At 50.4% G+C, this 22,996-nt stretch carries 13 protein-coding genes; 2 read left to right on the top strand and 11 right to left on the bottom strand.

The window, feature by feature from the left end:
* Positions 1–2: 2 nt before the first annotated feature.
* The gene (locus tag RBB63_RS02565; protein WP_309380793.1) at positions 3–821 is read left to right on the top strand and encodes a hypothetical protein; all 819 of its coding nucleotides are present in this window, start codon (positions 3–5) and stop codon (positions 819–821) included.
* Between the two features lie 105 nt (positions 822–926).
* Here the strand turns inward: RBB63_RS02565 and RBB63_RS02570 are convergent, their stop codons facing one another.
* From RBB63_RS02570 to RBB63_RS02610, 9 genes are all read right to left on the bottom strand, one after another.
* A complete protein-coding gene (locus tag RBB63_RS02570) occupies positions 927–2,780 on the bottom strand; it encodes a hypothetical protein (RefSeq protein WP_309380795.1) in 1,854 nt (617 codons plus the stop codon).
* Between the two features lie 28 nt (positions 2,781–2,808).
* Entirely contained in the window at positions 2,809–4,167 is a 1,359-nt protein-coding gene (locus tag RBB63_RS02575; RefSeq protein WP_309380797.1) for a sulfatase-like hydrolase/transferase, read from the bottom strand.
* Between the two features lie 70 nt (positions 4,168–4,237).
* Entirely contained in the window at positions 4,238–7,027 is a 2,790-nt protein-coding gene (locus RBB63_RS02580) for a DNRLRE domain-containing protein (protein ID WP_309380798.1), read from the bottom strand.
* A 26-nt stretch (positions 7,028–7,053) separates the two neighbouring features.
* Positions 7,054–8,628, bottom strand: a complete 1,575-nt coding sequence (locus tag RBB63_RS02585; protein WP_309380799.1) for a sulfatase — start codon at positions 8,626–8,628, stop codon at positions 7,054–7,056.
* Between the two features lie 110 nt (positions 8,629–8,738).
* Positions 8,739–11,789 carry a beta-galactosidase gene (locus RBB63_RS02590; protein ID WP_309380802.1) on the bottom strand — a complete coding sequence of 1,017 codons (3,051 nt, stop codon included), beginning with the start codon at positions 11,787–11,789 and terminating at the stop codon, positions 8,739–8,741.
* A gap of 398 nt (positions 11,790–12,187) precedes the next feature.
* Complete coding sequence (locus RBB63_RS02595; RefSeq protein WP_309380804.1) at positions 12,188–12,820, bottom strand: type II secretion system protein; 633 nt, start codon at positions 12,818–12,820, stop codon at positions 12,188–12,190.
* Between the two features lie 29 nt (positions 12,821–12,849).
* On the bottom strand, positions 12,850–13,545 hold the full coding sequence (locus RBB63_RS02600; protein ID WP_309380806.1) for a DNRLRE domain-containing protein: 696 nt from the start codon (positions 13,543–13,545) through the stop codon (positions 12,850–12,852).
* 93 nt (positions 13,546–13,638) lie between these two features.
* Positions 13,639–14,463 (bottom strand): DNRLRE domain-containing protein, encoded by an 825-nt coding sequence (locus RBB63_RS02605; RefSeq protein ID WP_309380808.1) that lies wholly within the window; start codon positions 14,461–14,463, stop codon positions 13,639–13,641.
* Positions 14,464–14,627: 164 nt separating this feature from the next.
* A complete protein-coding gene (locus tag RBB63_RS02610; RefSeq protein WP_309380810.1) occupies positions 14,628–15,656 on the bottom strand; it encodes a LacI family DNA-binding transcriptional regulator in 1,029 nt (342 codons plus the stop codon).
* Between the two features lie 163 nt (positions 15,657–15,819).
* On the opposite strand from RBB63_RS02610, the gene RBB63_RS02615 reads away from it, so the two are divergent.
* Positions 15,820–17,820 (top strand): right-handed parallel beta-helix repeat-containing protein, encoded by a 2,001-nt coding sequence (locus RBB63_RS02615; RefSeq protein WP_309380811.1) that lies wholly within the window; start codon positions 15,820–15,822, stop codon positions 17,818–17,820.
* 89 nt (positions 17,821–17,909) lie between these two features.
* Here RBB63_RS02615 and RBB63_RS02620 read toward each other — a convergent pair whose 3' ends face one another.
* Complete coding sequence (locus RBB63_RS02620; protein WP_309380812.1) at positions 17,910–18,854, bottom strand: hypothetical protein; 945 nt, start codon at positions 18,852–18,854, stop codon at positions 17,910–17,912.
* A 51-nt stretch (positions 18,855–18,905) separates the two neighbouring features.
* Entirely contained in the window at positions 18,906–22,937 is a 4,032-nt protein-coding gene (locus RBB63_RS02625) for a type I secretion C-terminal target domain-containing protein (RefSeq protein ID WP_309380814.1), read from the bottom strand.
* Between the last annotated feature and the right edge of the window lie 59 nt (positions 22,938–22,996).

Raw genomic sequence — 22,996 nt, forward strand, 5'->3', positions numbered from 1 at the left:
CCATGCACCTCAATCCAGTCAAACAAATGGCGATAACTCAGATAGCCTTCAGAGCAAAAATTGCGCTCTTCATTTTCGGCTCATTGTTCACCTACGCTCAGAACATGCGCGCCGACATCAAGTCCAGCGGCAATACCTGGCAGGAAAATGAATTTGCTGCAACCGTAATGGCTGTTGCGCTAATTCCGGGCACAGAGGAACTCTATCTACTCAACCCAGAGCAACAACCAATCGGCAAAGTTCGCATACGCCCATTACTATACGGACGTCCCTTTCCATGCACGAGCTTCGATGGACGCATCTACTTAGGGATCGAGGATGGCGTTAATGCCGAAGGCCAAAAAAAATATAAGACTGTAGCCAGCGCAACGACACCACAGGGCATACGGCAAGCCGCAATCATCTTGGCCCCACAGAACATTCTAACCGGCAGTAACGCCAGCAACGACCATTACAGCACTCGCGTCATCGATAATAGCCTTCAGGCTTTTCCTCTTTCCAGCACCTTGGTCATCAACTTATTGCCCACACAGATGGTTCTGAAAATAGGTGAAGAAAAGCGAAGTGTCGCCACCCATGCAGCCGTCTTGATCGACGAAATCGGCTCTTTGGATGATTTCAATATGGCCGATGTTAGCTTCTTTTACCAAACCGCCGACAAGTGGAATATTTTGAAGCAATCCAAAATTCGCTACCTGCCAAACATACGCTACACCGCAGTCGCTTATTTCGACATGCAGGTGCAAAAACCAACGATAGTATTCGTTCGTGACGGAGGGAAGATGAGATTGCCATTAGCGTTACAGGAAAAGCAGCAATGACTTTCTTTTCGAAAGTGAATGGGGTCTCCCAACTCTACTTTACGCATGCATGAGTAGAGCACTTCCATAAATACAGTGGGTTCTACTAGTTATTCCTTATAAAGATCAATCCACTGTTGGAAAGGGCTCATCCGGGTGAAGGCGCACCCAAAGTTTCTCTAAATTGACGCCCTCGTCATCACTTACACTTTGAAAAAACAAGGAACGATATCGTCGATCATTCGGAGGCTCCCGCTCAGTTGCCTGTAGAAATTCCACAACCGACATACTACGGTCCAATGCTCGCGTTCGATCACGCTGGTCTTGACGATCATGATGCCAATATGCAGGCGCACCCTGGTGAGAGCGCTTTAAAAATTCCATCATGTGTTCGGAAAAATCCTCGTAGTTTAACTCGCCAGTAACCACCAATCTGAATTTCCCCATCCACTCAGTACGCAGGCCGGCTCGCACATAAAATGGATTGAAGCTTAGCTCACTGGGATAGCCCTCTGTGATCGGCTTAAAATCAACCATCGACTCCACCGTCTCAGCGCCGATCGTAGCAGGCAGCCAAGCGGATCGCCTATTGAACTCCTCATTAACCGGTTGCGACGAAAGGAAGCGGAGAAAATCCAACGCCCAATTTAAGTTATGCGATTGCTTATTGATCGATAGAGGAACGCCTGCCTTAAAATCGGCTTCCGACGGTCGGTAATTTAGCATGTCGCCCCAACGCTCATCAGGCGCAGGCATGGGAGTCGGCACAATGGCAATTTCAAATCGGCGTTCCTCGCCTTCACCGATTTTGACTCCCTTAAAAACGCCAGCGGCATCCCAACCACCCGAGGAAAAAATAGCAGCATCGCCGGAAACAAAACGTCGCTGCACCTGCTCACGATCAAGCCCCAAATAGCCAGCGGGGTAGAAGGAGCAAAGCAACTGCGCAAGCTTGATGTACTCCACCATCCGCACATCATCGAAGCTCCATGCCCCACGAGATAAGCCATCCACCGCCTCCAATCCACTGATGCCGGGCTGACCATCTTTTTCCAATTCATCGCCAAAAAGGCGAAAAAAACCAGATTGATAGCGGAAAATCGGATCGCCTGCTCCATAATTGCCAACTGACAGTGGCGTCAGGTATTTCAAGCCTTCGGCTTTCGCCATTTCTTGAATGGCGAAACAGAAAACGATAAGTTGGCCGAGCGTTTGAGGCGGCTCGTCATCTTCAGCTAGCCATATGCGAAAGCGCTCATTATCAGGCAAGTAACCATGGACATCCTCACCTTCAGTACGCAACCAGCAACCCTGCAGCCACAACGGTTGGGGATTTTGCGCCAACGCTCTACGGAGAAACTCTTTACCTTGCTTAACCAGCGACAGGTTATAAAATAAGCGCAAGCCGCCAAAGCCGCTAACCGGCACGGAGTAGTAGTCATTTAGCTCCTGCTTCCAGCCACGCTCCATACCGTCAATGAAAGTGTCCTTCCATGGCGCAGTGGCCAAAAACTCTCGCAGTTTCGGATCCATTTCCTCCGAGGTAAACTCAAGCGCATTATACGGGTTTGGCTCGGATGCATAGGTTCCCAATGAGGCATAGAAGCGGGCAATGGAATTCCCCTGAATCATGCTAGTGAAACCTGCTTCAGCGATATCTGGCGCAGTGCCGCTGATCAAGTGGACATTCATGAACTGGTTGTAAACTCGCGTTGGCATTGGCATTTGCACAACCTTGATGCCAGCCTCTTTTACGTGAGGCAGACGACAGTATTCATCCATAGCCCAATCAAGCGCCTCGCGATAGCCCGGCTCCAACTGCCAGTGGGCGATGCGAACGACCTTGCCCTCTTCCCCTTCCTGATTCTTCAGCTTATAGAGAAAGAAGCGCCCAGCGCTGAACACATAAGCTAAGAGCAGGATGCCAAGTGCAATCCGATTCCAGTTAAAGCCATCCTTGTTAGTATCTTCCTTGCTCATGCCATTAGCTCGCTCTTAAACAAGAACCTTATTGTTCGATGACTCGGTATTGCTCCTCCATTTTCTTATTCCACCACCAGAGTGGTTCCATCGCTGCATCTTCCCATTTCATCATAAGACTTCGATATTGATTGAGAATGGACACATCTGACTTTGCCAAGTCGACTTGCTCGTTAGGATCGGTTGCTAGATCGAAAACCGCCTCGTGCCCTTCCCAGTTGCTATACTTGATGTTTTCATGGATCATCCCTTTACGGCCATTCGCTCCCAGAATTCGCCAATACAAAGCATCATGCGGATTCCCTTCCAACTCCCCAGACAGGTAGGGCAATAGACTAACCCCCTCCAGCCGATTTTCAGGATTCGGTTTTCCACCAGCCAGACTGAGAAACGTCGGCAGTAGATCAAATGCTGAAGTCACTCCATCAAATTCCTGGCCGCCTTGAACATGCCTAGGCCAGTTCACAAACATTGGCACTCGGACTCCCCCTTCAAAGATCGTTCCTTTATGCCCACGTAGCGAGCCATTGTCAGATGCATTAGCGCGTCCAGGGCCACCGTTATCGTTCAAGAAGACAATGAAAGTATTTTCCAACTCTCCATGCTCCCGAATCACCTCCATGACTTTGCCGATATTTCTATCCATAGCATAAGTCATCGCGGCGTTAATTTTACGCTCCTCGCTTTCGTATTCTAGATAATCCAAAGCCTGAAGATCTTCTTCTTTAGCGTGCATCGGAGTATGCGGCGCAGTAAAAGAAAGAAACATGAAGAACGGGGATTCACTTTGCATCGCAAAGTGCTCTTCCAAATACTCTACCGCCTTGTCGCCAAACATATCCGTCACGTAAAGATCTTTCGGTTCCTCGACGACTTGACCGTTCTCTACGAGCGCCTTTCCGTAAGAGGGGCGCTCAATTTGAAAATAGCTGCGTGCTCCTTCCAGTATTCCAAAGAAATGATCAAAGCCACGATTATGCGGTTGGTAAGGATCAGGAATTCCCAAGTGCCATTTGCCAATCATATAGGCGCCATATCCTTTCTCTTTTAGGTACTCCGGCATGAGCTTCTCCGTCAGGGGCAACCCCAAGGGGTGAGGGTTCGGAAGATTGTTTTCGTGCCCGAAGTACTGCTGGTAACGACCAGTAAGCAATCCTGCACGTGAGGGGCTGCAGACTGGCCCCGTCACATACGCTCGAGTGAAGCGAACCCCGCCTTCCGCCAACTTGTCGAGGTTTGGCGTAAGATGCGTCTCACTCCCTTGAAAGCCAAAATCGTTGTATCCTGCATCATCTGAAAACAAGAGCAGGATGTTAGGCTGTTTCGCCATCAAATGACTGGCGGACACCACTAGTAAAAGAGCGAGAGCTAAGGTAAATAAACGCATTGCTGTTAGATTAGATATGACGTGATTCAGATTGCTTAAGATTTATGACATAGGGTTTCCGCCATCCCGCCTAAGGGAGCTTATTGTTTTCCACTGTGGTTGACCAATTTACGCCAGTAGGAATTTCCAACGCATCGGCGGTAGATAATCCTGATTCGAGCAAGTCATTATCGCTAACAACCGCTCCATAAGTATTTCGAAGATAGATTCCCCGGTTAGTCATTCCGGGTAAAAGTGCGGGGCTACGAACCGTGCTTATAACATTTCCAGCCACATGACTGGTTGCAGCGTTCCCCAGAAGAATTGCGTCATTCTCCCAGCATTCGATCAAATTATCCCGAATAGTAATTTTCTCATTGGGCATGTATTCTGAAATTAAGCGCCCCCACATATCAGTTGGATCAGGCTTCCAGAATTCCAAATGAATACCCGCCATATCGCGCGCTGTCTGATCATAACCACCGTCACTCAAGGTATTATCCGCGATCAGAATGTTATAGTTGTATGGACCATTCCTCCAGTAATTCGCCTCGTTTACCATAACAATTGCAGATGAAGAAACCGCCTGAAAGTGGTTCCCCACGATTGCGCCGTTAGCAGATCTAACAGCGCAGCCGTAGCGTCTGATTGCAGCAAAGCGATTGTTCCGAACCATGAAGGACGCGTTACGCTCGGTGATGCTGAAAAGTTGATCGTTAAGATGCTTTTCGTCATCGCTGGTATAGCTCGTCTCCAACGCTCCGGACAGCGCAGGGCTGAATTCCAATTCATAATACTCCACTGTGCCGGTAACAGGATACCTCGAGGGCTCAGCAGTCAGCGTATACACGGTGCTTTCGACTTCACCATCCAATGAGGAAAAAATGCGAAATCGGTCCCCATCCGACAAATACATGTTGTCGGGCCATATCCTGATGCTCGTCGAGGATAGCACCTCTTTGGCGATAAGACCTTTGCTATACAAAGCAACTGCGTCATCTCCGATTGCTTCAAAGTCGCAACCTTCAATCCACGGTCCAATGGAGCCAGCAAAGCAATGTACGCCGTCTGCATTGCCCCCCATCCAGCGTCCAGACTTCGGCGCAAGCACACAATTCAGCACTTTGCCCCCCGGGGATTCATGGAACTGAAAGTGTCCCGCTGGCGCTGCATATACCGTGAGACCTTCAAAGGCTACGTCACTCGATCGGTAAGCGGATGAAATCGAGCCCACAGGCGAAGCGTCTGAGCTCGTGCGCGCAAACACAACCAGTCGATCTCCTACCGCCAATTGCGCAACCGCCTCACTATAGCTTGGGTACGTAACCGTGACCTGATACAGCCCTTCCCCCAGCGGCATTACAGAATTCTTGTCCAGCGACCATACAATATTCGTATCCGGCTTCAATCTCCCTTGAACCGCCTCGACTCTGTTCTGCCAATCGGGATCGAGCACACAGGCAAAACTCCAGTGTTCGTTCAGGATATCACTGTCCAAGTCAGGATAACCACTAGCCTGGTTCAAAGTCAGAATGGTATTGCTACCCGACGGCGAAATGCTCGTCACAGCGCCAACAAACTGCGGCACGGGATCGTAATCCAACGTAAATCCGCGAATCGTGATGCGCTCGCTGTTCGTGATTTTGACGAAGCCTGGAATAACGTGCCCACCAGAAACGGGTGCAGGTTGAATCGTAATGACCGCCCCCTGACCTTCGAGAATAACATCCTCTTTATTGGTAATCCAAACAGGATACACGTCAGCAGCGGAAGTAGGTGCGTAGACATAGTTTCCAGCCGAAAAGACTATCTTGATTGGCCCTGTTGCATTCGAAATTAGATTGTTGACGGTAGTCGCCCAGTTTCCACTCGGAGAGACGACTTGCGTGTTCGCTGGCTCCCCCAGTAGATAGCGAAAAATAGCAGACCATGGGCCGCTTTCCCCATCTTCCCCAAGCGCACGCACCCGCCAAAAACGCGCCGACGGATACAACGCCGACAACGGAACATAGCGAGTCAGTTCGACAATATCCTGATCCACGACAAGGCCAAATGTTTCACTATTCGAAATCTGAATTTCGTAACGTGAAGATCCAGTCACTGACGACCACGTAAAAGCGCGAAACCGTTCATAACCCACAGTATCGTCCGCCGGACTGATCAGCGTTGGCGCCGACAACGCTGGCACGCCAACGGTGTAACTCAGGTATGGCGCCGAGCCTGAATCATCGGAGTAAAAGTAGACGCCCGGGTCGCTCGTCTCACCCGTTGAGGTAATGATGAACGTAGCAAGGTTTCCGTCTGCGGCAGCTTGCTGCGTTCCATAATAATCGCCGAGTTTACCAACCGCCCAGTTCAGGTAGTTGTCAAACTCACCACTAATAGTGAGCTGTTGACTCGCTCCGATGGAGCTCGTGTCCACAGTAAATGAACCAAGCAACACCGTTCCATCGGGATTCAGCCCCGACGCGCTAACAGTGTCATTCAAAGGAGCATTATCCCAGGTAATGGTGGATTCACTCCATGCCGCATCGTCACTGACTACGCCATAAATGTTAAAAGTCACGTCTCCTGCTGCGGGCCCAATCAGTGGGCTCGAATAGAAGGTCAGTGTCAACGATGCAGCGGAAAACCAAGTCTGCGACGTCGTGAGCCCTGTAAGATCAACCTCCAGGTATGCCTTACGATTATATGATGTGCCGCGAGCTGCGACTGCCAAGGCGGAAGCATTCCCAAAGTTCGTATTCGCGTCGACACCATCTTTTACATATGAAGCGTTGGTGATAGACAGGGTGTCCGCATGACACTGTGCAGCAACGCCAAGAAGGAGAAAAGCCAGCCTCGCCAGCCATATAATTGGGGTAGTTGGGGTATTGTTCATAAGAGATACTTGTAGCGGGTTCCTACTTACTGTAACCAGAGCGGTGGAGCGCCAGCTTCGCCCCAAGCTCTTCGGCACTGCCATTCGAAAGCCGAAATAGCCTTCTGATCGAGCTCGGTGGAAGGATATCTTCGCAACGCTTCCAAATGCGTTTCAACAATTGGCGCGTAATTTTCTGCATCATCGGGATCCATAAGCAAATTGTCATGCTCACCGGGGTCGACAGCGTGATCGTAGAGCTCCATGCTGCCATCGCCGTAACGGATCAGCCGCCAACGCTCGCTACGCACGGCATGCGAGTTCCAATACCATGTGGAGATGATCATTTCGCGTTCCAGCGTCATCGAAGGATTGGCTAAAAGCGGGGAGAGATCGACTCCATCAAGATCTAGGACTTCAGGCAGATCACACAGCGCCATGAGCGTCGGATAAATGTCGAGCAGACAAACGGGAACTTCGCTCATCGTTCCAGGTTTAGTTACCCCCGGGACCCTCCAAATGAGCGGCACTCGAGTCGACTCTTCCCAAAGAGCCTGCTTGTGCCAATGCATTTTCTCACCGAGATGCCAACCGTGATCAGAATATAAAACGATGATCGTTGTATCGATCAGCTTTTTCTCCGGCACACGTGGGTCAGGCGTCTTTTCCAAGGTATCCAGCAAACGTCCCACAGCGTGGTCCGCGTATGTAATGCACGCAAGATAGGCCCGAATAATTTTCTTCCAATAGTCGTAGTCGATGACTTCACCAACGCTCCAGTCAATTTCTATAAAGCGCCGCATGTCGTCGAATGTAGGCGCATGCCCATAGGCAAAAAACTTGCCCATCACTGGCACATCGCTCATCTCGTCTTCTGGAATTTCAGGTATCGAAATCTCAGAAAGGTCATACAGTTCGAAAAATTCCTTTGGCGCAACTAATGGCACGTGCGGCGCCGCCAATCCACAAGCGAGCATGAAGGGCTCATTGCCGTGATGTGCCTGTATACGACTAACCGCCCAATCCGTGTTCGCTTCGTCGCTGAGTTTTCCTTTGGGGAAAACATTCAACCCGAAAGCGTCTTTACGGTCGAAGTCTTCCGGCGTAACTTCATGATACCAGATCGCTGCAGTCATTGGACGCCCAAAACCGGCCTTGATGATTGAGCCATCTGCCTTTTGAAATGGAAAAACCGGGCCAAAGGTATGCAGCATTCCCCAATCAGTCCAAAGACGTTCCTTGGGCACGGTCGCGTTATCACAATAGTCCTCATGGAAAATCTTTCCAGTGCCGTAGGTAGCGTAACCACCTTCCTTAAAAGTTCCAGGTAGATACTGCCCCAAGCCGCCCTCGATTTTGCGACTCAATCGGACAATCTCAGCATTATTGATAAATCCAATATTAGCTGGATGTCTGCCGGTCAGCATACTGTTTCGAGAAGGAATGCACGAAGCCATATTCGAGTGCGCGTTCTCGAAGCACATCCCCATACTGGCGAGTCGCTGTATATTGGGGGTAATCGAAGCTTGGTAACCGCCAAGCGGCTCAACCCAATCGTTCAAATCGTCAATCGCGATGAGCAGAACATTTGGCCGAATCGCAGGATCGGAAGCCTTGGCCATAGACGGCATGAAAACCAGCAATATCGATGCCGCCAGATAGTGTGACAACGGCCTAATCATAAATCATCATTGCGTGGTTAAATGCCCAAAGCGGTAATACGAGCTAACCTTCAGTTACCCCAGATTTCTATTTCGTCGAGCGCGCCCTCCTCACCAGACCAAATGGATTCGATTTGGACAAAGCGTCCCTCCGCAAAAAACAAGCCAGTCACATATTCACGAGCTGGTTGCTCAGGACGCAGAACGGCTACCTCGGTGAACTCAGCGCCATCAGCGCTAACTGCGATACGAATCAATTCCGGATAAACCGTGCCTGGGCCACGCACGATATTTACCCGTCGAATCTCACGCTCGGCCTTGAGGTCGAACACGATTGAAACTTCATCCGTACGGTATCGGACGTGATGCTTCAGATTCCCCCACCAATAGGGATAGCTCTCGCGCGTCCCGGTCGGGCTCGCAAAGCTATTCAGTAGAGCCTGCCCCGCATTGCTGCCAAAGCCGCTTTTTTCCGGGTCGGCGATATCGACGCTCTCTGGCGTTAGATAGCGATAGTCGGCTTGAACATCGGTCCGATAAGGATAGTTCGACGGGTAACTTTGATTACCGGAAAGCAAATGTAGAACCTTTGACGGATCTGGCGCACTTTCCGAATGGATAGTGGCTACCGCACATCGTTTTCCCTGGTCACACCAAGTCGCAACGACCGGATAGAGCCAACCAGGACGCATTCGGACGTGCTCAGCATCAGGCGTTACGATAAAAGTGAAACTGGCGCTTTCTCCTACGCTCAATGCCGATGTCGTTACATTAGTCTGCTCAACAGTCCAGCCAGCCGGAACCTCCAAGCGTAGCTCCCCTTCTTGCAGCTTATCGGAAGTTGTGTTGAAAAGTTGAACGTCGACCGTAATAGCCATGCCTGGTTTGGCCAGAACGGTCTGACTGTCCTTACTCGAAGCGCCAGGGCCACTAGCCGCAATACCGAGCAGCGGTGGATGATCTGTAAGCAAATAGAGCACGCCAGCAGATGTAACTTCGGGCAGCTCGACCTCATAACGCCCATCGGAAACTGCGTGCACCGCCACCGGCTCCAGCTGACTATTCTCAGCAGAACCCCATAGCACTGCTCCCCACTCACCACTAGGTAGCGGCAAGTTGAGACGTGATGGCGCAATGATTTCCGGCTCACTCAAACCTCGGTTTGCGACAACAACCGCATAGTTGCCTTGTCCGTCGGTGTAGGGCTGTTCAACACGAAGTTTGTGTCGATCCTCGATTGTATGGCCCTCTACCTGATAAGCAGGCTCGACGCCACAACTCGTCAATAAATATGTCAACCACTTGCCGATAACAAACTCGCCGGAAAAGGAAAGATACTCCTCACGATCCGCCGTAGGACCATCAGGCGCCAACATGCCTTCACGCGCCTTTGCAGGCTTTTCCGACATCAGCGAACCAAGCTTAAAAGGAAAATAGAGAACGCCACCTTCGCCATAAGCCCTATGCCAAACGAGCGCTTCAGCAGCTTCATTTGCGCCCAGCACACTGGCGTTGTCAGGCGGCGAAGCCTCGACCCTACCGCTGGCATCGAGTGTCATGTGGTCGTGGTCGAAACTAATTTTACCATTAACTGCGCTCGGCTCCGGCACAAAGCCCAGCACATCCTTGAGCCCATCCTCCCGAAGGTGACGCGCTCCGTAACGTCCCACCAAAGTGTCCGTAACCAGCAGACCGCCACTTTCCGTAAAACCAGTGACTGCCTCACATTCGCTCGTGCTCAGGTGATCGGCTCCGATCAGGAGCAGCGCGTCGTATTGCTTGAGCCATTTAGGAGTCAGTTTAGTGTAGGGGATGACATCAACCCAATAGCCATTTTCGCGCAACCAGCGGTAAATCATCCAACGATGGTTTTCCGGGTAATTCCATTTTCCAGCCGCGCGTCTGCTGGAAGATGCTGCGCTGAGTAGAATATCGCGACGAGGCACGAGTATCGCAACTTTTGGCACGGCAGTCGGAATGCTTTCGGTCCAGAACGCTTCCGTTCGATGAAGCATGTTCGCCCAACGCGCAGCTTGATAAAGCTTTTCTTTGGGTGAGCCGCTTACGGTATCGAGAAAGCTCCAGCGATGCCAGTCACCCTTCGCCCCGGGGAAGCCCATGGTAAAATAATTGACCGCCTTTAAACCGTTACCCAGCGCACGATAAAATGTAGAAAGAAATTGGCTACCATCCTCACCATGGCTGTTGGCTTCAGGCAGGAAAACCCCAAAGTTCGGCGCGCCATCTTCAGGCCGTATGCAATTGTAAAGATAGTCGAGCTCATAGGCGTGCTTATCGCCGCTGCCATACATATCAGCCCCGTAATAGCCGCCACTGTAGGGACGAATCAAATCGGCGAACAACGCCTGATCGAATGTGCGCTCACGGTTGGCCTCGGGCATCTCGATGGTCTGCTGAGTCGTCTTGTTGACGACACCACGTTTTTGTGGATCGGCCTCATACATCGCCTGTGTGAGCTTAGCCTGAAAACGAACCATGCTTTCGCTCTGAAACTCCCACCAATCGAGAGTGAGGCCAGGGTTTGTGGCGTAAGTCTTCCGAGTTGGCGGTTGCTGCGCAGACACATCGGCGAAATTGGTGAAGTCGGCCCCCCAAGCTTGATTGAGCTTCGTAATGTCCCCGCCATATGCCTGCTCCAACCAAACGATGAATTCCGCCCGGGCCGCCTCCGAGTAGTCAGGATAGCCCTCCCACTCATTGGCGAGTCCCCAGAGGGCGGTTTGCTTACCCATAGGAGAACCGATGCGGACCTTGACGTGCTCGCTGACCTCATCGAGCAAATAAGCACGGGTAGCAGGATCGAAAATATTAGCTGCCTCGGGACGTCCGCCATAGGGCTTGCCCTCTGGATCGACTGCCGGCGCCAATCGTCCATATCTGCTATCGATGTGGTACTGCCCATTCTTAGCGCGTGCGGCAAAAATGAAGCCCAGCATTTCTGCTCCCCGCGCACGGCTGTAATAAGCCATGCCAGGCTCGGGAATTTCATCTGGCGGCGGGAAGACGCCCTCAAAGAGAAAACTGCTGTTCCGCGATAATTCATCGCGAAGATTGAACCCGGTTTGAATGGCGCGCTCAGGATCACCAAGCAGAAAACCCATGGGGTACCAACCTTTCGAGGGAGGGAATTGGTCCAGCTCCAAAGTGTAGGCGGCAGTCTCGCTCGTCGTAGTTGAAACTGTTTCTTTAGAATTAGAACCTGAGAGCGAAGACTCTCCACGACCAGTGAGACAAACGCTCAGCAGCAATCCTACTGCAAACGGTTTTAACGCTGAGTTAGGAAAAGACGGTGTGGGTGCAGAATGCATTTCAATCAATGTAAGCTAGGTGTGTGTTTACGAAAATGCCGATCAAAGGCCTGTAGTTATCCAAACCAACAGTAAGCGAGCCACTATTGCATAAGCGTCGCGATCAATGGTCGGCCTCTAGAATGGCGCTTATATAAAATAATCTACGCGTCCAAAAGCTACTGAGTGGAGCCATGTCCGCATATCCAAGATCACAGAGCGCCACCGTTCCAAAACGTATCGCTCGCAGTGGCGGGAACATCTTCCGGCAACAGCAATTCGACATTGCCAGTTAAGTACACGATGCTGACTTTGCCATCGTTGCGGGGATTCACTTGTGGTGGCCTAAATTCGCTGGAAGTCATCACATCGCCCAAAAGCGCAACTGCGGCGGGGTTCGGCAAGTACTGGTAACGGCGATCTGCATGATTAATTTCTAGGATGACATTCATGCCATAGCTCCGCGCTCCCGCATTCGTGTCATCCACGAAAGGAGAATGAAACAATGTGCCGTCCAAATCAGCAGGAGCCCAACCGGGCCATTGTCGATCTGGATAGATATACGCCCACATCTCTTGGACCCAGGGCGTTCTCGCCTTCGTCGGGTCTTCCTCATTTCTGCCTAAACCCACACTGAGATAAACGCCTTTGTGATCAATAACGTATAAATCGATGCTTTGGGCGATTTGGCGCATGTTAGACTGAGTTTCGACTATCTTTGACCGCGTAATGACATTACCGATTACGGGATACAAAATAGTGACCAGAATCGCGACGATTCCTAGCGCCGCCAGAATTTCCACGAGGGAAAAACCAGCACGGGCATGGTGCATCTTGTGGGGCATGGAAAGAATGGGGTAATATACGTTTTCGTTTAATTCGGTTTCAATTGATAACTTAACGTGGGCCTACGCTCAACGGGCTGACTGTTCGAGTAAAAGGTGACTCCGGCATCGTGTTGCGAACCAGAGCATGTGATAATGAAGCTAGCAACGCCATTGGATGCTCCTGTATGGTAGACATCACCAGTCTTGCCAGCAACCCAATTAAGATAAACGTCGAGGTTTTTCCCATCGAGGCTCACCAATTGTTCAGGCTCTACTGAGTTTGTGTTAATCGTGATGGCCCCCAACATAACTGTGCCTGTGGCGAGCACGTCCGTGGCGCTCGCATCATCATTTTCCGGAGCATTGCCCCAGTTGATATCGGCCACATCAAAGGCTTCCGGAGAAACGACGCCATAGACATTGAAGTTTACTTTGCCGCTCGGCTCACCCAATAGCGGCCGTGAGAACAGCATCAAGATTAGCTTGCTTTCGCTGAACTGCTGGCGCGTTGAAAGCAATTCGTTCACTTCAGCCTGCAGGTAGATCTTTCGAGAATTGTTTCCGCCCCGAGCCGCAACCTCCAAGGTGCCGCCCTTATCGTAATTTTTATCTGAATAGACGCCACTACGAATAAAGGTGGTTTTTGACAAAGGCAGAGTTTCGGCTAGCAAGGAAGTTGCCGCCAGCAGCATCGGCAAAGCAAACAAGGTTAAGGCCGAGCGAATTATCGATTTCGTTTTCATAGCTATCTCGTCCAAGCGCTGCCCCTTCAGGCGCCGAATAAACGTTTCTTTTTGGGAAATGCCTTTTTCAGAATGACGACCCGCAAGGGGACTTTACGCACATTCAACAGTAGACGGCTCACGGCGACCAAGGCGACGACGCAAAGCAAACAAGCCGATTCCACCCATGACCAAGAACGCAGTCGAAGCCGGCTCGGGTATCGCGGTGTAGTCAATTGTTAACATCGGCCGGTCCGCTGCAGTGCCAAAATTATCTGTCCTGAAGCGAAAGAGGTAACGGCTACTACCGGCCTCATCCGTATCGTTTAACTTCAGCAACAGGTTCAGAGTCTGGGACCCATCCAACGCGCTTTGCACAATGGTCACGAAGTCACTGCTAGTCGCAAAAGTTTGCATTCCGCTAGTAGTGTTTGGGTTTACCGTCAGAGAAGATAAAATCGTGGAATCATAATCCCCACCCGGCGTTGTCCAGGCATTGCCCGTACTGTAATTGTCCCAGCTTACCTCGCTTTCAACGAAGCTCTGAGTAAGCTCATGCAAATTGAACTGAACAGCGGATGACGCACTGCCAGCGTCAGTCGTTTCATAAACGCCCAGCGTAACAGAGTTGATAGTGGCTCCAGCCGGAATATCAGAAAGATCAAAGCTGAGAACGGTATGAAAAATCGAATCTGCTGTTCCGAGAGTTCCAACTAAGCCTTCGGTTGCATCGCCAAAATTTCCAATCGGGGCGCGTTCCTCTAGACGTGCAACATCATTCCCAGAATAGCCAGCCGTCGGGCTACTCCCATTTTGGAAAATGATAACATCAGCGGAGGTTTCATACGCAATCGATGACAAAACGAATGCGGCGCCGCAAGTCAGCAACTTGCATGGGGTTTTGATTTTCATTGGGGTGGGTGTTTTGGAGGTATTCATGGTTATTGATAAGTAAGAAGCGTTTGTGATTTGGAGAAAATGTTTTCAAATGCCACCCTATTGCCAACAGATATAGCATGAATGGGTCCGCAAGCTGAGCGCTAAGTTAGAGGGGAGCATTTCGATGGGTTAAGGGTAGTTGTAACGAAACGAGAAACATCTATTTATTTAGGTCGTTGTTCTGGGCGAGGGGTAGTCACCGTGCCGCGGTCGACGTAATCCACAGGCAAAACAATGCGGCAATGATTGGTCACAAGCCCTTGGCATCGCTGAATAAGCCGGAGCACGCCCTCCTGCCCCAATTGGTACAGCGGATATCGAATTGTCGAGAGAGGCATGGCTTCCATATCTTTTTCGGCAATCCCGCCAATGGCGATTACGCTGATATCATCCGGGACAGAATATCCGCTTTCGCGGAGAGCGCGAACCATGCCGTATGGCTTATAGTGGCCAGTGAATGCTGCGGTGAACTCAGGCCGGGGATGCTCCGCAAGGTATTGCTTCATTGCCAAATAGCCGTCATCAGCACTGTCACCATCAGCCTTGAGCACGATGAGGTCCCCTTCATCCATGCCGACCCAACAGCGAGCCCGAAAGATGTAGTCCATCGCATCGGTCCTGCGGAAGTAATTATAGGCGGTCTTAATGCAGAGTATTTTGCGGTGTCCCGCGTTACGCAAAGTTTCGAAGGTAAGCTCGAAGGCCTTCTGAACATCAGACATAACCGAATCCCATTCGAGGGAATCCGATTCATTAATGTAAACAACCGGGATCTTGAGGCGATGAAGCTCCTCCAACAATTCAGGCTTCGATTGGCCCAACAGAAGGACCCCATCGACACGCCCTTGAGAAAGAATTTCCAGTTGGCCGGCCAAAGGCTCATCTTTATGAAGCCGTTTTATCAGCGCATGATAACCCAGCTTGGTCATCTCATCTTCAGCGCCTGCGTAAATTTCCGCGAAATTGGGATTATCAAATCGGCTGCGCAAATCCTCAAAAGTAACGATCGCAAGTGTTTTGGTAGAGCGCTGCCGATTGCGAGGCTGGTAACCAATTTTCTTGGCTGCGTCTTTTACCGTTCGGCGGGTTTTCTCCGGGATAGAGACATCGCTTTTGTCTCTTAAAACCAGGGAAACAGTGCCAACAGAAAGCCCTGTGGCTTCGGCGACATCTTTAAGGGTAGAAGTGCTCATAAACAATTTACTAAAATTTAGTGTTTAATTTTAGTGTTTATGTCAACAGGAAAATAATCCATATTTTTAGCAATAATTCGAAATACGCCTTGGGTAAGCATGTTTTACCTACAACGGCGCAATCTCCCACAAAGCATAATAATCAGCTCAATATCCCACCAGAATGCCCGAACTCCCCATCGCAACACACTCACTTTCAGCAAGATGCACAACCTGCATCACCAGCTTGGCGCTCGCAACCATAGCTTCCTTGTTGCCAATTTCCGCCCAGTCCATCGAACCAGCCGGAGAGCTTCCAAGCGGAACACTCGTGCCCCCAACTGCCTCCATCGGGCAAGAAGCACCTCCGACGGAGATCATTGAGCCAACCGAGTTTACAGTGGATTTACCTAGAGAGCCGAAGGACGCGAAAGAAGCCTCCGTAGCCAGCTTCGGCGCCTCCCCATCCTCTCCGGATAACTGGCAAGCCTTCACCGACGCAATCGCCTTCTGCCGCAGTGAAGGAGTTCATCGCCTGACAATTCCCCCCGGCGTCTACCACTTTACGACTCCGGAGGCCGTGTCCTTTGAAAACCTGACGGACTTCACGCTCGACGGCCAAGGCGCCGAATTGATCTTCCAGTATCCTACCGGAAACAACGCCGCCATGGTGCAAATCCAAAATTGTAAGCGAGTGCTGATTGAGCATTTAACTATCGATTGGAACGTCGAGGCAGACCCAGTTGCTAGCTTTACGGAAGTCGTGCAAACCAATCCAGCAGAGCGTTACCTGGATATACGCTTCACTGAGTGGCAGAAGTTCCCAAAGCGCGATGCACGAATGACATTCCTGAACCCCATAGACCCGCAAACGGGGGCCATGGGCAGGCCGGATGTATTTTGGGCAGGAACCTGGCGCCTAACCGGACAGTCCGAGTGGCTCAATGATAATACATTGCGCATCTTCATTAAGCCCGGCCACGAGGAATTCTTCGCTCGGCAGTATTACCCCGGGCTTCCGTTGCGCGTCTCGCACTACCGCTATAATCTGACTGGGGTCAAGCTAATGAACAGCACTCAGCTGACGCTACGAGACGTCACCATCCATGCAACGCCAGGCCATGGCATCGCTGGCGGTGTCGATGTCCATCACATGGCCATGCAACGTGTCCGTGTTATTCGCCGTAACCAGCCGCGCCACGCCATCTCCAGCGCCAATGACCAAATTCATCTGTACAACACACAGGGCTTTTTGCGCTTCGATGATTGCGAGTTTGCCGACGGAGGCGATGACGGCATCAACATCCACGAGAACAGCAGTTCAGGAGTCGCGATCATCGACAACCGCACGCTCGATCTTTATAACCTACAGCAATGGAGCCATCAAATTGAAGTCGGTGACGAAATCGAACTGCGACGACAGGATCTATCTCCTCTTGGCTACCGTTCGCGCATCGAATCCCGCAACTGGGATACCACGGGCCGCGAATGCCGTGTGACCCTTGCGGATGAACTCCCGAACGATTTACCTGACGACGCCATCGTCTTCTACCGTCGTTTCGACACGCATAACATCATTGTCCGCAACTGCATCTTTCGCGACAACCGGGGAAGAGGCATGTTGGCAAAGGGGCAAAAAATGCTCATCGAAAACTGCCAATTCCTACGCACGCAATTACCGGGTCTGATCATCACTGCGGGCTCCGAAAAACGCTGGTCCGAGGGCTTCGGAGTCAATAACGTAACCATCCGCAACAACCTATTCGACCACTGCAACACCATGTCCCGCGGTTATTACGAATGGGGATCATATGACACCGTGGAAAGATCGGCGACACTATACCTGAGGACATACACGATGCGAAGCAACTACCCGATTTTTCAAAACGTGTTAATCGAGAATAACAAATTCATCCACACTCCCAAGGAGCTGCTATTTATCAGCTCCGCCCATGGAGTTACCGTACAAGGCAATGTATTTCAAAACCCCGAACCTCACCTACAAGCTTCTCCACTCCGAGGCTTGATCGAAGTGCGGCAGGCCTCAGATGTTGCGATCATTGACAATACCTGGGAGGCATCCCCGCATACCCCCAATGCCGGTATTCTTTACGACCCGAATACCGTAAGCGGATTCTTCGTGAAGAACAATCGAATCACTCCCCGCTCAAGCAACGCAAACTGAACCATTACATTTGATTAGTCAGCCTGGGCACACTGGCGAGAGCTAAGAAACTGGAACCATCGCAATGCCTAATTATTTTTCACTATAACTTAGAATATCGGAATCACTTCCAATCGAATGAAGCAATTGGGGTAGAGCGCACGATCCAACCTAAGCGTGATTAATTCAAGATCTGAGCCCTCAATTGGCTCAATGATCTCACTGATAACTAAGCCAGGAATTGAGTCTACGCCAACCCAAGCGCCATCGGTTAGGCTATCACTTACCAAACAGGTGTAAGTCACTCCACTAGCATTAGACTCATAACCAACAAAGGAAATCTCGTAACCGTCATTCTCCCTGATTAATGGCAATCCTCCCCGCTCAGGCCGACTCAAATCGAGCAGTCGATAATTGGCTGAGTGCGGATCGCCGAGGTTGAAGGCAAATTTGACAATCGCAGGCAAACCATCGTCGCAAAAAGCAACTTCATCGTCACTGCCATCCTCAGCCAAGCCGTATTGCTCACGCCATCGAGAAAGCGCATATTGCCTGCCTTCTAAAAACAATGTTTCAGTAAAGCTTCCCGCCAAAACCTCAAAAGAACCATTCGGGTTAACGTGAACGTTAATACTAATGGGCACATTAAAGGCCACCTGATCCTCTTGCTCCAAAGCATCTCGGACCTTGATTTGTACAATCCATGGAGAATCAAACGTCGCAAACTCGTTTTGATCCGCAGTCGTCGTTCCAACGTACTGCCAGGTTATTCTACTATAAGTTACCCCGCCGAATTCCGGGCGATCAGATACATAGATCCAATCAACAGGTGTCGACACAGCTTCAAAGGCTATACTATCGGGCAATAAAATTTGCACGCTATTACTGAGGCGGCTGCTGGTTTCGTATATGCGCCATTGACCAGGGCTATTACCGTTGGACTGAATTTCAATGGTGTTGAGCGCCCCATCAAATGTGCTGGTTATAGTCGAATACTCATTATCCGCCGCACAATAGAAAGCAGCACATAAGATGATTATAATAGGTATTTTCATCGGCTTTCAATGAAGCTCTCCCAGGCCTTTTGTGCTACGATTGCCTCGTCATTAATTCGAGCTTAGGAGTAGATTTTTTATCTTCGCGCCGTCGTCGCTTTCGACTGCCGTTACTCGCCACACAATCATATGAACGCCCGATAGAGCTTCGGCATAACTAAAACTCGTCCATCCACTAGAGTCGCCCGCCGACAAAACGGACTGCCCGTCAACAAGCAGTTCAAATATAACTCCCTGGCTCGTTGATTGAACTTCATAGTCAAATGCCAACTCGAAAGATCCGTCTACAAACGTAGAGAATGATGACACTTCCATGGGCTCTAAAGATGGGGTCGTGATCGCATCGGAGTCGTCAATTTCGGGCGTCCATGGCTTATCGCCACTGAGCAACAAAACATGCCCCGCAGCTCCCAATGACTCGGCAATATCCGATTCCCAATTAGGAACGGCATCCCGACTCATGCTAACTCGGTAGAACTGTGAGCCTCCACTGTTTTGCAGATTATCTGGACGCACCGAAACATAGCGACGCTCGATCCGCCCATCCGGCAGTAGCACCATCTCTAAGTCGAACTCGTCATTCACGTTGGAATTTACAACAGCGAATGACCCATCTAGCTCTTGGATATTGAAATGCACATCAGTCAAATCGGATGCATGGCGAAACCGCAGTTCCCGGTCTCCATGTGAGTTAGTGAAGAAGCTAACGGCGGAATCTATCTGGTCATTTGCAGTAGGGTCCGTCCCATATAGATACTCAGCAAATGTTGATGCCGTATCTCCATCTGAATTATGCATAGCCCAATCGACCACCCCACTGATCTCCTGGCCTGTAAAGTGAGCAGCTAGCCAGCTATCGAAATTTTTGGCGCCTTCAACGATACCATCCACAATCAGTACAGATGCAGTCCAAGGGTTGGTCAACATGTAGCGCTCCGGATCAGGCAACACACTAATCTGAACCACTTTTGTTCCACCATTCTTTTCAACGCCCAAGAGCGGCTCGATTTCTATAAAAGCCGTTTCGCTTCCGGACGGGAAAGTTACGACTGGGATAATGCTCTCGATATCCCGTCCCATCACCGCATTGCCGGATACTGCCAAATCTATAGTCAATGCCTCTGATAAATCGCCCGATCGCGTGATCTGGATGAGCCCGGGTATACTCCCCGCTCTCTGCGCATACTCCGTCAGCACTGCAATCTTGATAGAAGGCGCATCGCCGATAGTCAAAGCGGCTTCATCCGCCGAGTAATCCGTTATCCTAGCGTCACGATAAACCTTGATAGTCACAGATTCATGCTCGTCCCAAATATCCTGGATTGGCGTCAAGCTGAACGTGATTGAGCTATCCCCTTCGGGGAAAGTAAAGCTGCGTACCGAGCCATCGCCATCAAGACCACTAAGCGTAAAGTCCTCCCCTTCTCCCGCAGACCCCGAGAAACCAAGGTAGAAAGTCTGCTCGCATTCGGTGTTGCCGCTGCGCCTAATCGTTATGTCGTAGGAGATACGGCCTTCGACTAACAAGGTCTCCTCCGCCTCAATTGAAACCGACATGGGATATACCGGACCGCCGAGAAGAACAGAGCCTTCACCGACCAGTCTTTTCAAATCCTGCTGCGAATAATAGACGCCCTGAAGCTTGATCGTCTGCTCCACAATGCCGTCTTCATCCAAGTCAATGGAAATGAGGGTGCTGGCCGTCGGAGTGGAAGGTTTGTCAGTAGCATAAAGCTTGAATAGCAGCTCATAGTTTTCGTTCGTGCTGAGATGACCGCCGTCATAACCGTTAGCTCTGTTGTATTTTAAATATTTTTTGTCAGTGGCGAAGGAATAAGTCTGGCCCGTCGTTAGTGAAACCGGTTCGTCGAACTTAAAGACCGTCCAACTCGAATCACCGATCGTGGCGCTAGCTTGGCCAAGGATAGCTCCTTCAATTCCTTCGCCCTCATAAATCGTCAATGTACGACTGTAACCATCGCCCTTAGTGAAGTCGTATAACACAAAAACACTATGCAGGAAATCATTTGTAGCCGTGAACGATTGCCATATCTCTTCTGATTGATTGAAGGTGGCAGTAAAAGCCAAAAAACTCGAGGCCATCACTTCTGGCACGATATCAGAAGGTTGAAGCGAATCGACCACCAAACTAAAGCTAAGATAGTCATCAGGCGTTCCGCCCAAACGTGAAAAAAGCGGGCTAAGGTCCAAGCGATCACCTTCTCCTTCTGCGAAATCCTTAATGATCTTATTTCCGCTCGCCGGATAAAATTGAAATACATCCTCCCCCGCACCACCAGCGATGACGTCATCTCCGGCGCCCATACGGAAAACATCTTCACCCGGTGAGCCAATAAGCGTATCGTTGCCCCAACCGCTGGCTATGATATGGGCTGAGGATGTGGCGCCGCTCAGGTCCAACTCCACCGGCGATGTCAATGCGCGCAAGTCCCATAGCTTATAGAGATAGTTTGAAAGTAGATAATCAGCCACACGGCTTTCAATCTCCGCAGAGAGCACGCGATCGAACAATACGAGCTCAAATATCTGTCCATCGGAGAAAAACTGTGAAGCCGCCCCCTCCGTGACAAGGCACTCAGCGCCCACCGTAGGGAAAGCAGCCGGAAGGCTCGATTCCTGTTTCCAAGAATAAGCCAGTGATCCGTCAAATAAGTTACGGAGAATTCCCAATTGGTCGTCACTCGTAACGCTAAAAAAATTATATGCATTCTTCAGAGGAGCGCTAACCGCAACCTGATCATCCTCCATTAATTGCAGGCTCTTACGATATGGTTCATCGCCTCCGGTCAAACTAAGGCGAAAGTGTCCACAATTTAGAAGCGTCATGCGATCAGATGTTGCTGCGCCAAAGGAAGACGGCGGGTAAAAGGCAACGAACAAGCTATAATCAGAGTTAAGGAGCTCCCGGTCATCCCAGAAAAGGAAATCATCCAAATCAAAATCGAATGTTGGGTATGATGTATAAGGGACAACGCCGAGGCTGGGATCGTGGCCATCGTCAGGTAGCCAATACAAATTTTGGTCATTGCCTGACAGGTCAATTACCTTTCCATCGTTCGCATTGAACGCATCTGCCTGATCAGCGTCAAACCAAGCCACTGGCGCGCTCTGGTTTAGGGAGGCGGGCGAAAATGCTTCCACCATCACGCTCAAATCACCGTATGTCGTTGGCGTTGCGTCAGCATTATCAGTGATGCTAAATACGATGGGGGCGTCGATGAAACTAGCGGCCACCTCAATAAATATGCCCCCCTGCTTCATTGATCCCAGAGTGAAGGAGTCATTTATGCCAAGTATTTCGCCCCCAAAACATCGGCCGATAGAAAGCCCAGCCGGGATCGATTGCAGAGTAAAAATGAGCTCAGAGTCCTCACTATCCGCATCCTGCACCTGAAGATATAAACCAGATACGCCACCCAAGGTTACATCGATGGAGCTAGTCAGCAATTGAGGGGTCAGATTGGAACTAGTGGGATCGGAACCTTTGCCAAACTCCGCTGCATTATTCCAGCCATCCTCGTCGCCATCTAGCGCTGCATCTCCTGCGTAGTATGGGTTCAGGCCGTAGCGCATTTCCCACAAATCGGGCATGCCATCGCCATCGGAATCCAACACGTCTAAATTCACCATCAGATCGAGTTCGATCTCCTCCATCTTCAGATCAAACCGCGTTTTCAGAATCGCCATATCACCATCGAGCGGAAACACAGGCGCCCCATTCAACGTAATCTCGCCGATTTCATATTCACTAAGTTCTGGCAAGACCATCAGCGTATCGCCTAAGACGTCGCTAACCGGCAGATAGGTCAACTCATACTCCAACCAATAAGAAAAGATTCCATCGGTCCCGGATGGCTTTAAATCCGTGGTCAGTGTAACCGCATTGCTTGGGTTGATGCTATTGACTAAGGTAACGGAGAGCTCGCCTTCGAACAATTGGAGCGATGTGCTATCAGAAAACTGAAAGACCTTACCGAAAAGCACAAGGGGGGGCTCAGTAAAGCCGTTATCCTGCGCCCAGCCTGCGGACGGTCTACACGCCAAAATCAAAATAAGCCCCATGAGGACCCTGTAGCAGGAAATACAACTATAGCTATTCATAACACTACCGATGAAATCAT

This window comes from Cerasicoccus frondis, assembly GCA_031296915.1.
Classification (GTDB): Bacteria; Verrucomicrobiota; Verrucomicrobiia; order Opitutales; family Cerasicoccaceae; genus Cerasicoccus; species Cerasicoccus frondis.

What these genes read in the sequence shown, in the direction of transcription:
- RBB63_RS02610 (WP_309380810.1), bottom strand. Translation starts at nt 15,656, where the DNA reads ATGAGCACTTCTACCCTTAAAGATGTCGCCGAAGCCACAGGGCTTTCT.
- RBB63_RS02600 (WP_309380806.1), bottom strand. Translation starts at nt 13,545, where the DNA reads ATGAAAACGAAATCGATAATTCGCTCGGCCTTAACCTTGTTTGCTTTG.
- RBB63_RS02565 (WP_309380793.1), top strand. Translation starts at nt 3, where the DNA reads ATGCACCTCAATCCAGTCAAACAAATGGCGATAACTCAGATAGCCTTC.
- RBB63_RS02620 (WP_309380812.1), bottom strand. Translation starts at nt 18,854, where the DNA reads ATGAAAATACCTATTATAATCATCTTATGTGCTGCTTTCTATTGTGCG.
- RBB63_RS02595 (WP_309380804.1), bottom strand. Translation starts at nt 12,820, where the DNA reads ATGCCCCACAAGATGCACCATGCCCGTGCTGGTTTTTCCCTCGTGGAA.
- RBB63_RS02580 (WP_309380798.1), bottom strand. Translation starts at nt 7,027, where the DNA reads ATGAACAATACCCCAACTACCCCAATTATATGGCTGGCGAGGCTGGCT.
- RBB63_RS02585 (WP_309380799.1), bottom strand. Translation starts at nt 8,628, where the DNA reads ATGGCCAAGGCTTCCGATCCTGCGATTCGGCCAAATGTTCTGCTCATC.
- RBB63_RS02590 (WP_309380802.1), bottom strand. Translation starts at nt 11,789, where the DNA reads ATGGGTTTTCTGCTTGGTGATCCTGAGCGCGCCATTCAAACCGGGTTC.
- RBB63_RS02605 (WP_309380808.1), bottom strand. Translation starts at nt 14,463, where the DNA reads ATGAATACCTCCAAAACACCCACCCCAATGAAAATCAAAACCCCATGC.
- RBB63_RS02625 (WP_309380814.1), bottom strand. Translation starts at nt 22,937, where the DNA reads ATGGGGCTTATTTTGATTTTGGCGTGTAGACCGTCCGCAGGCTGGGCG.
- RBB63_RS02615 (WP_309380811.1), top strand. Translation starts at nt 15,820, where the DNA reads ATGCCCGAACTCCCCATCGCAACACACTCACTTTCAGCAAGATGCACA.
- RBB63_RS02570 (WP_309380795.1), bottom strand. Translation starts at nt 2,780, where the DNA reads ATGAGCAAGGAAGATACTAACAAGGATGGCTTTAACTGGAATCGGATT.
- RBB63_RS02575 (WP_309380797.1), bottom strand. Translation starts at nt 4,167, where the DNA reads ATGCGTTTATTTACCTTAGCTCTCGCTCTTTTACTAGTGGTGTCCGCC.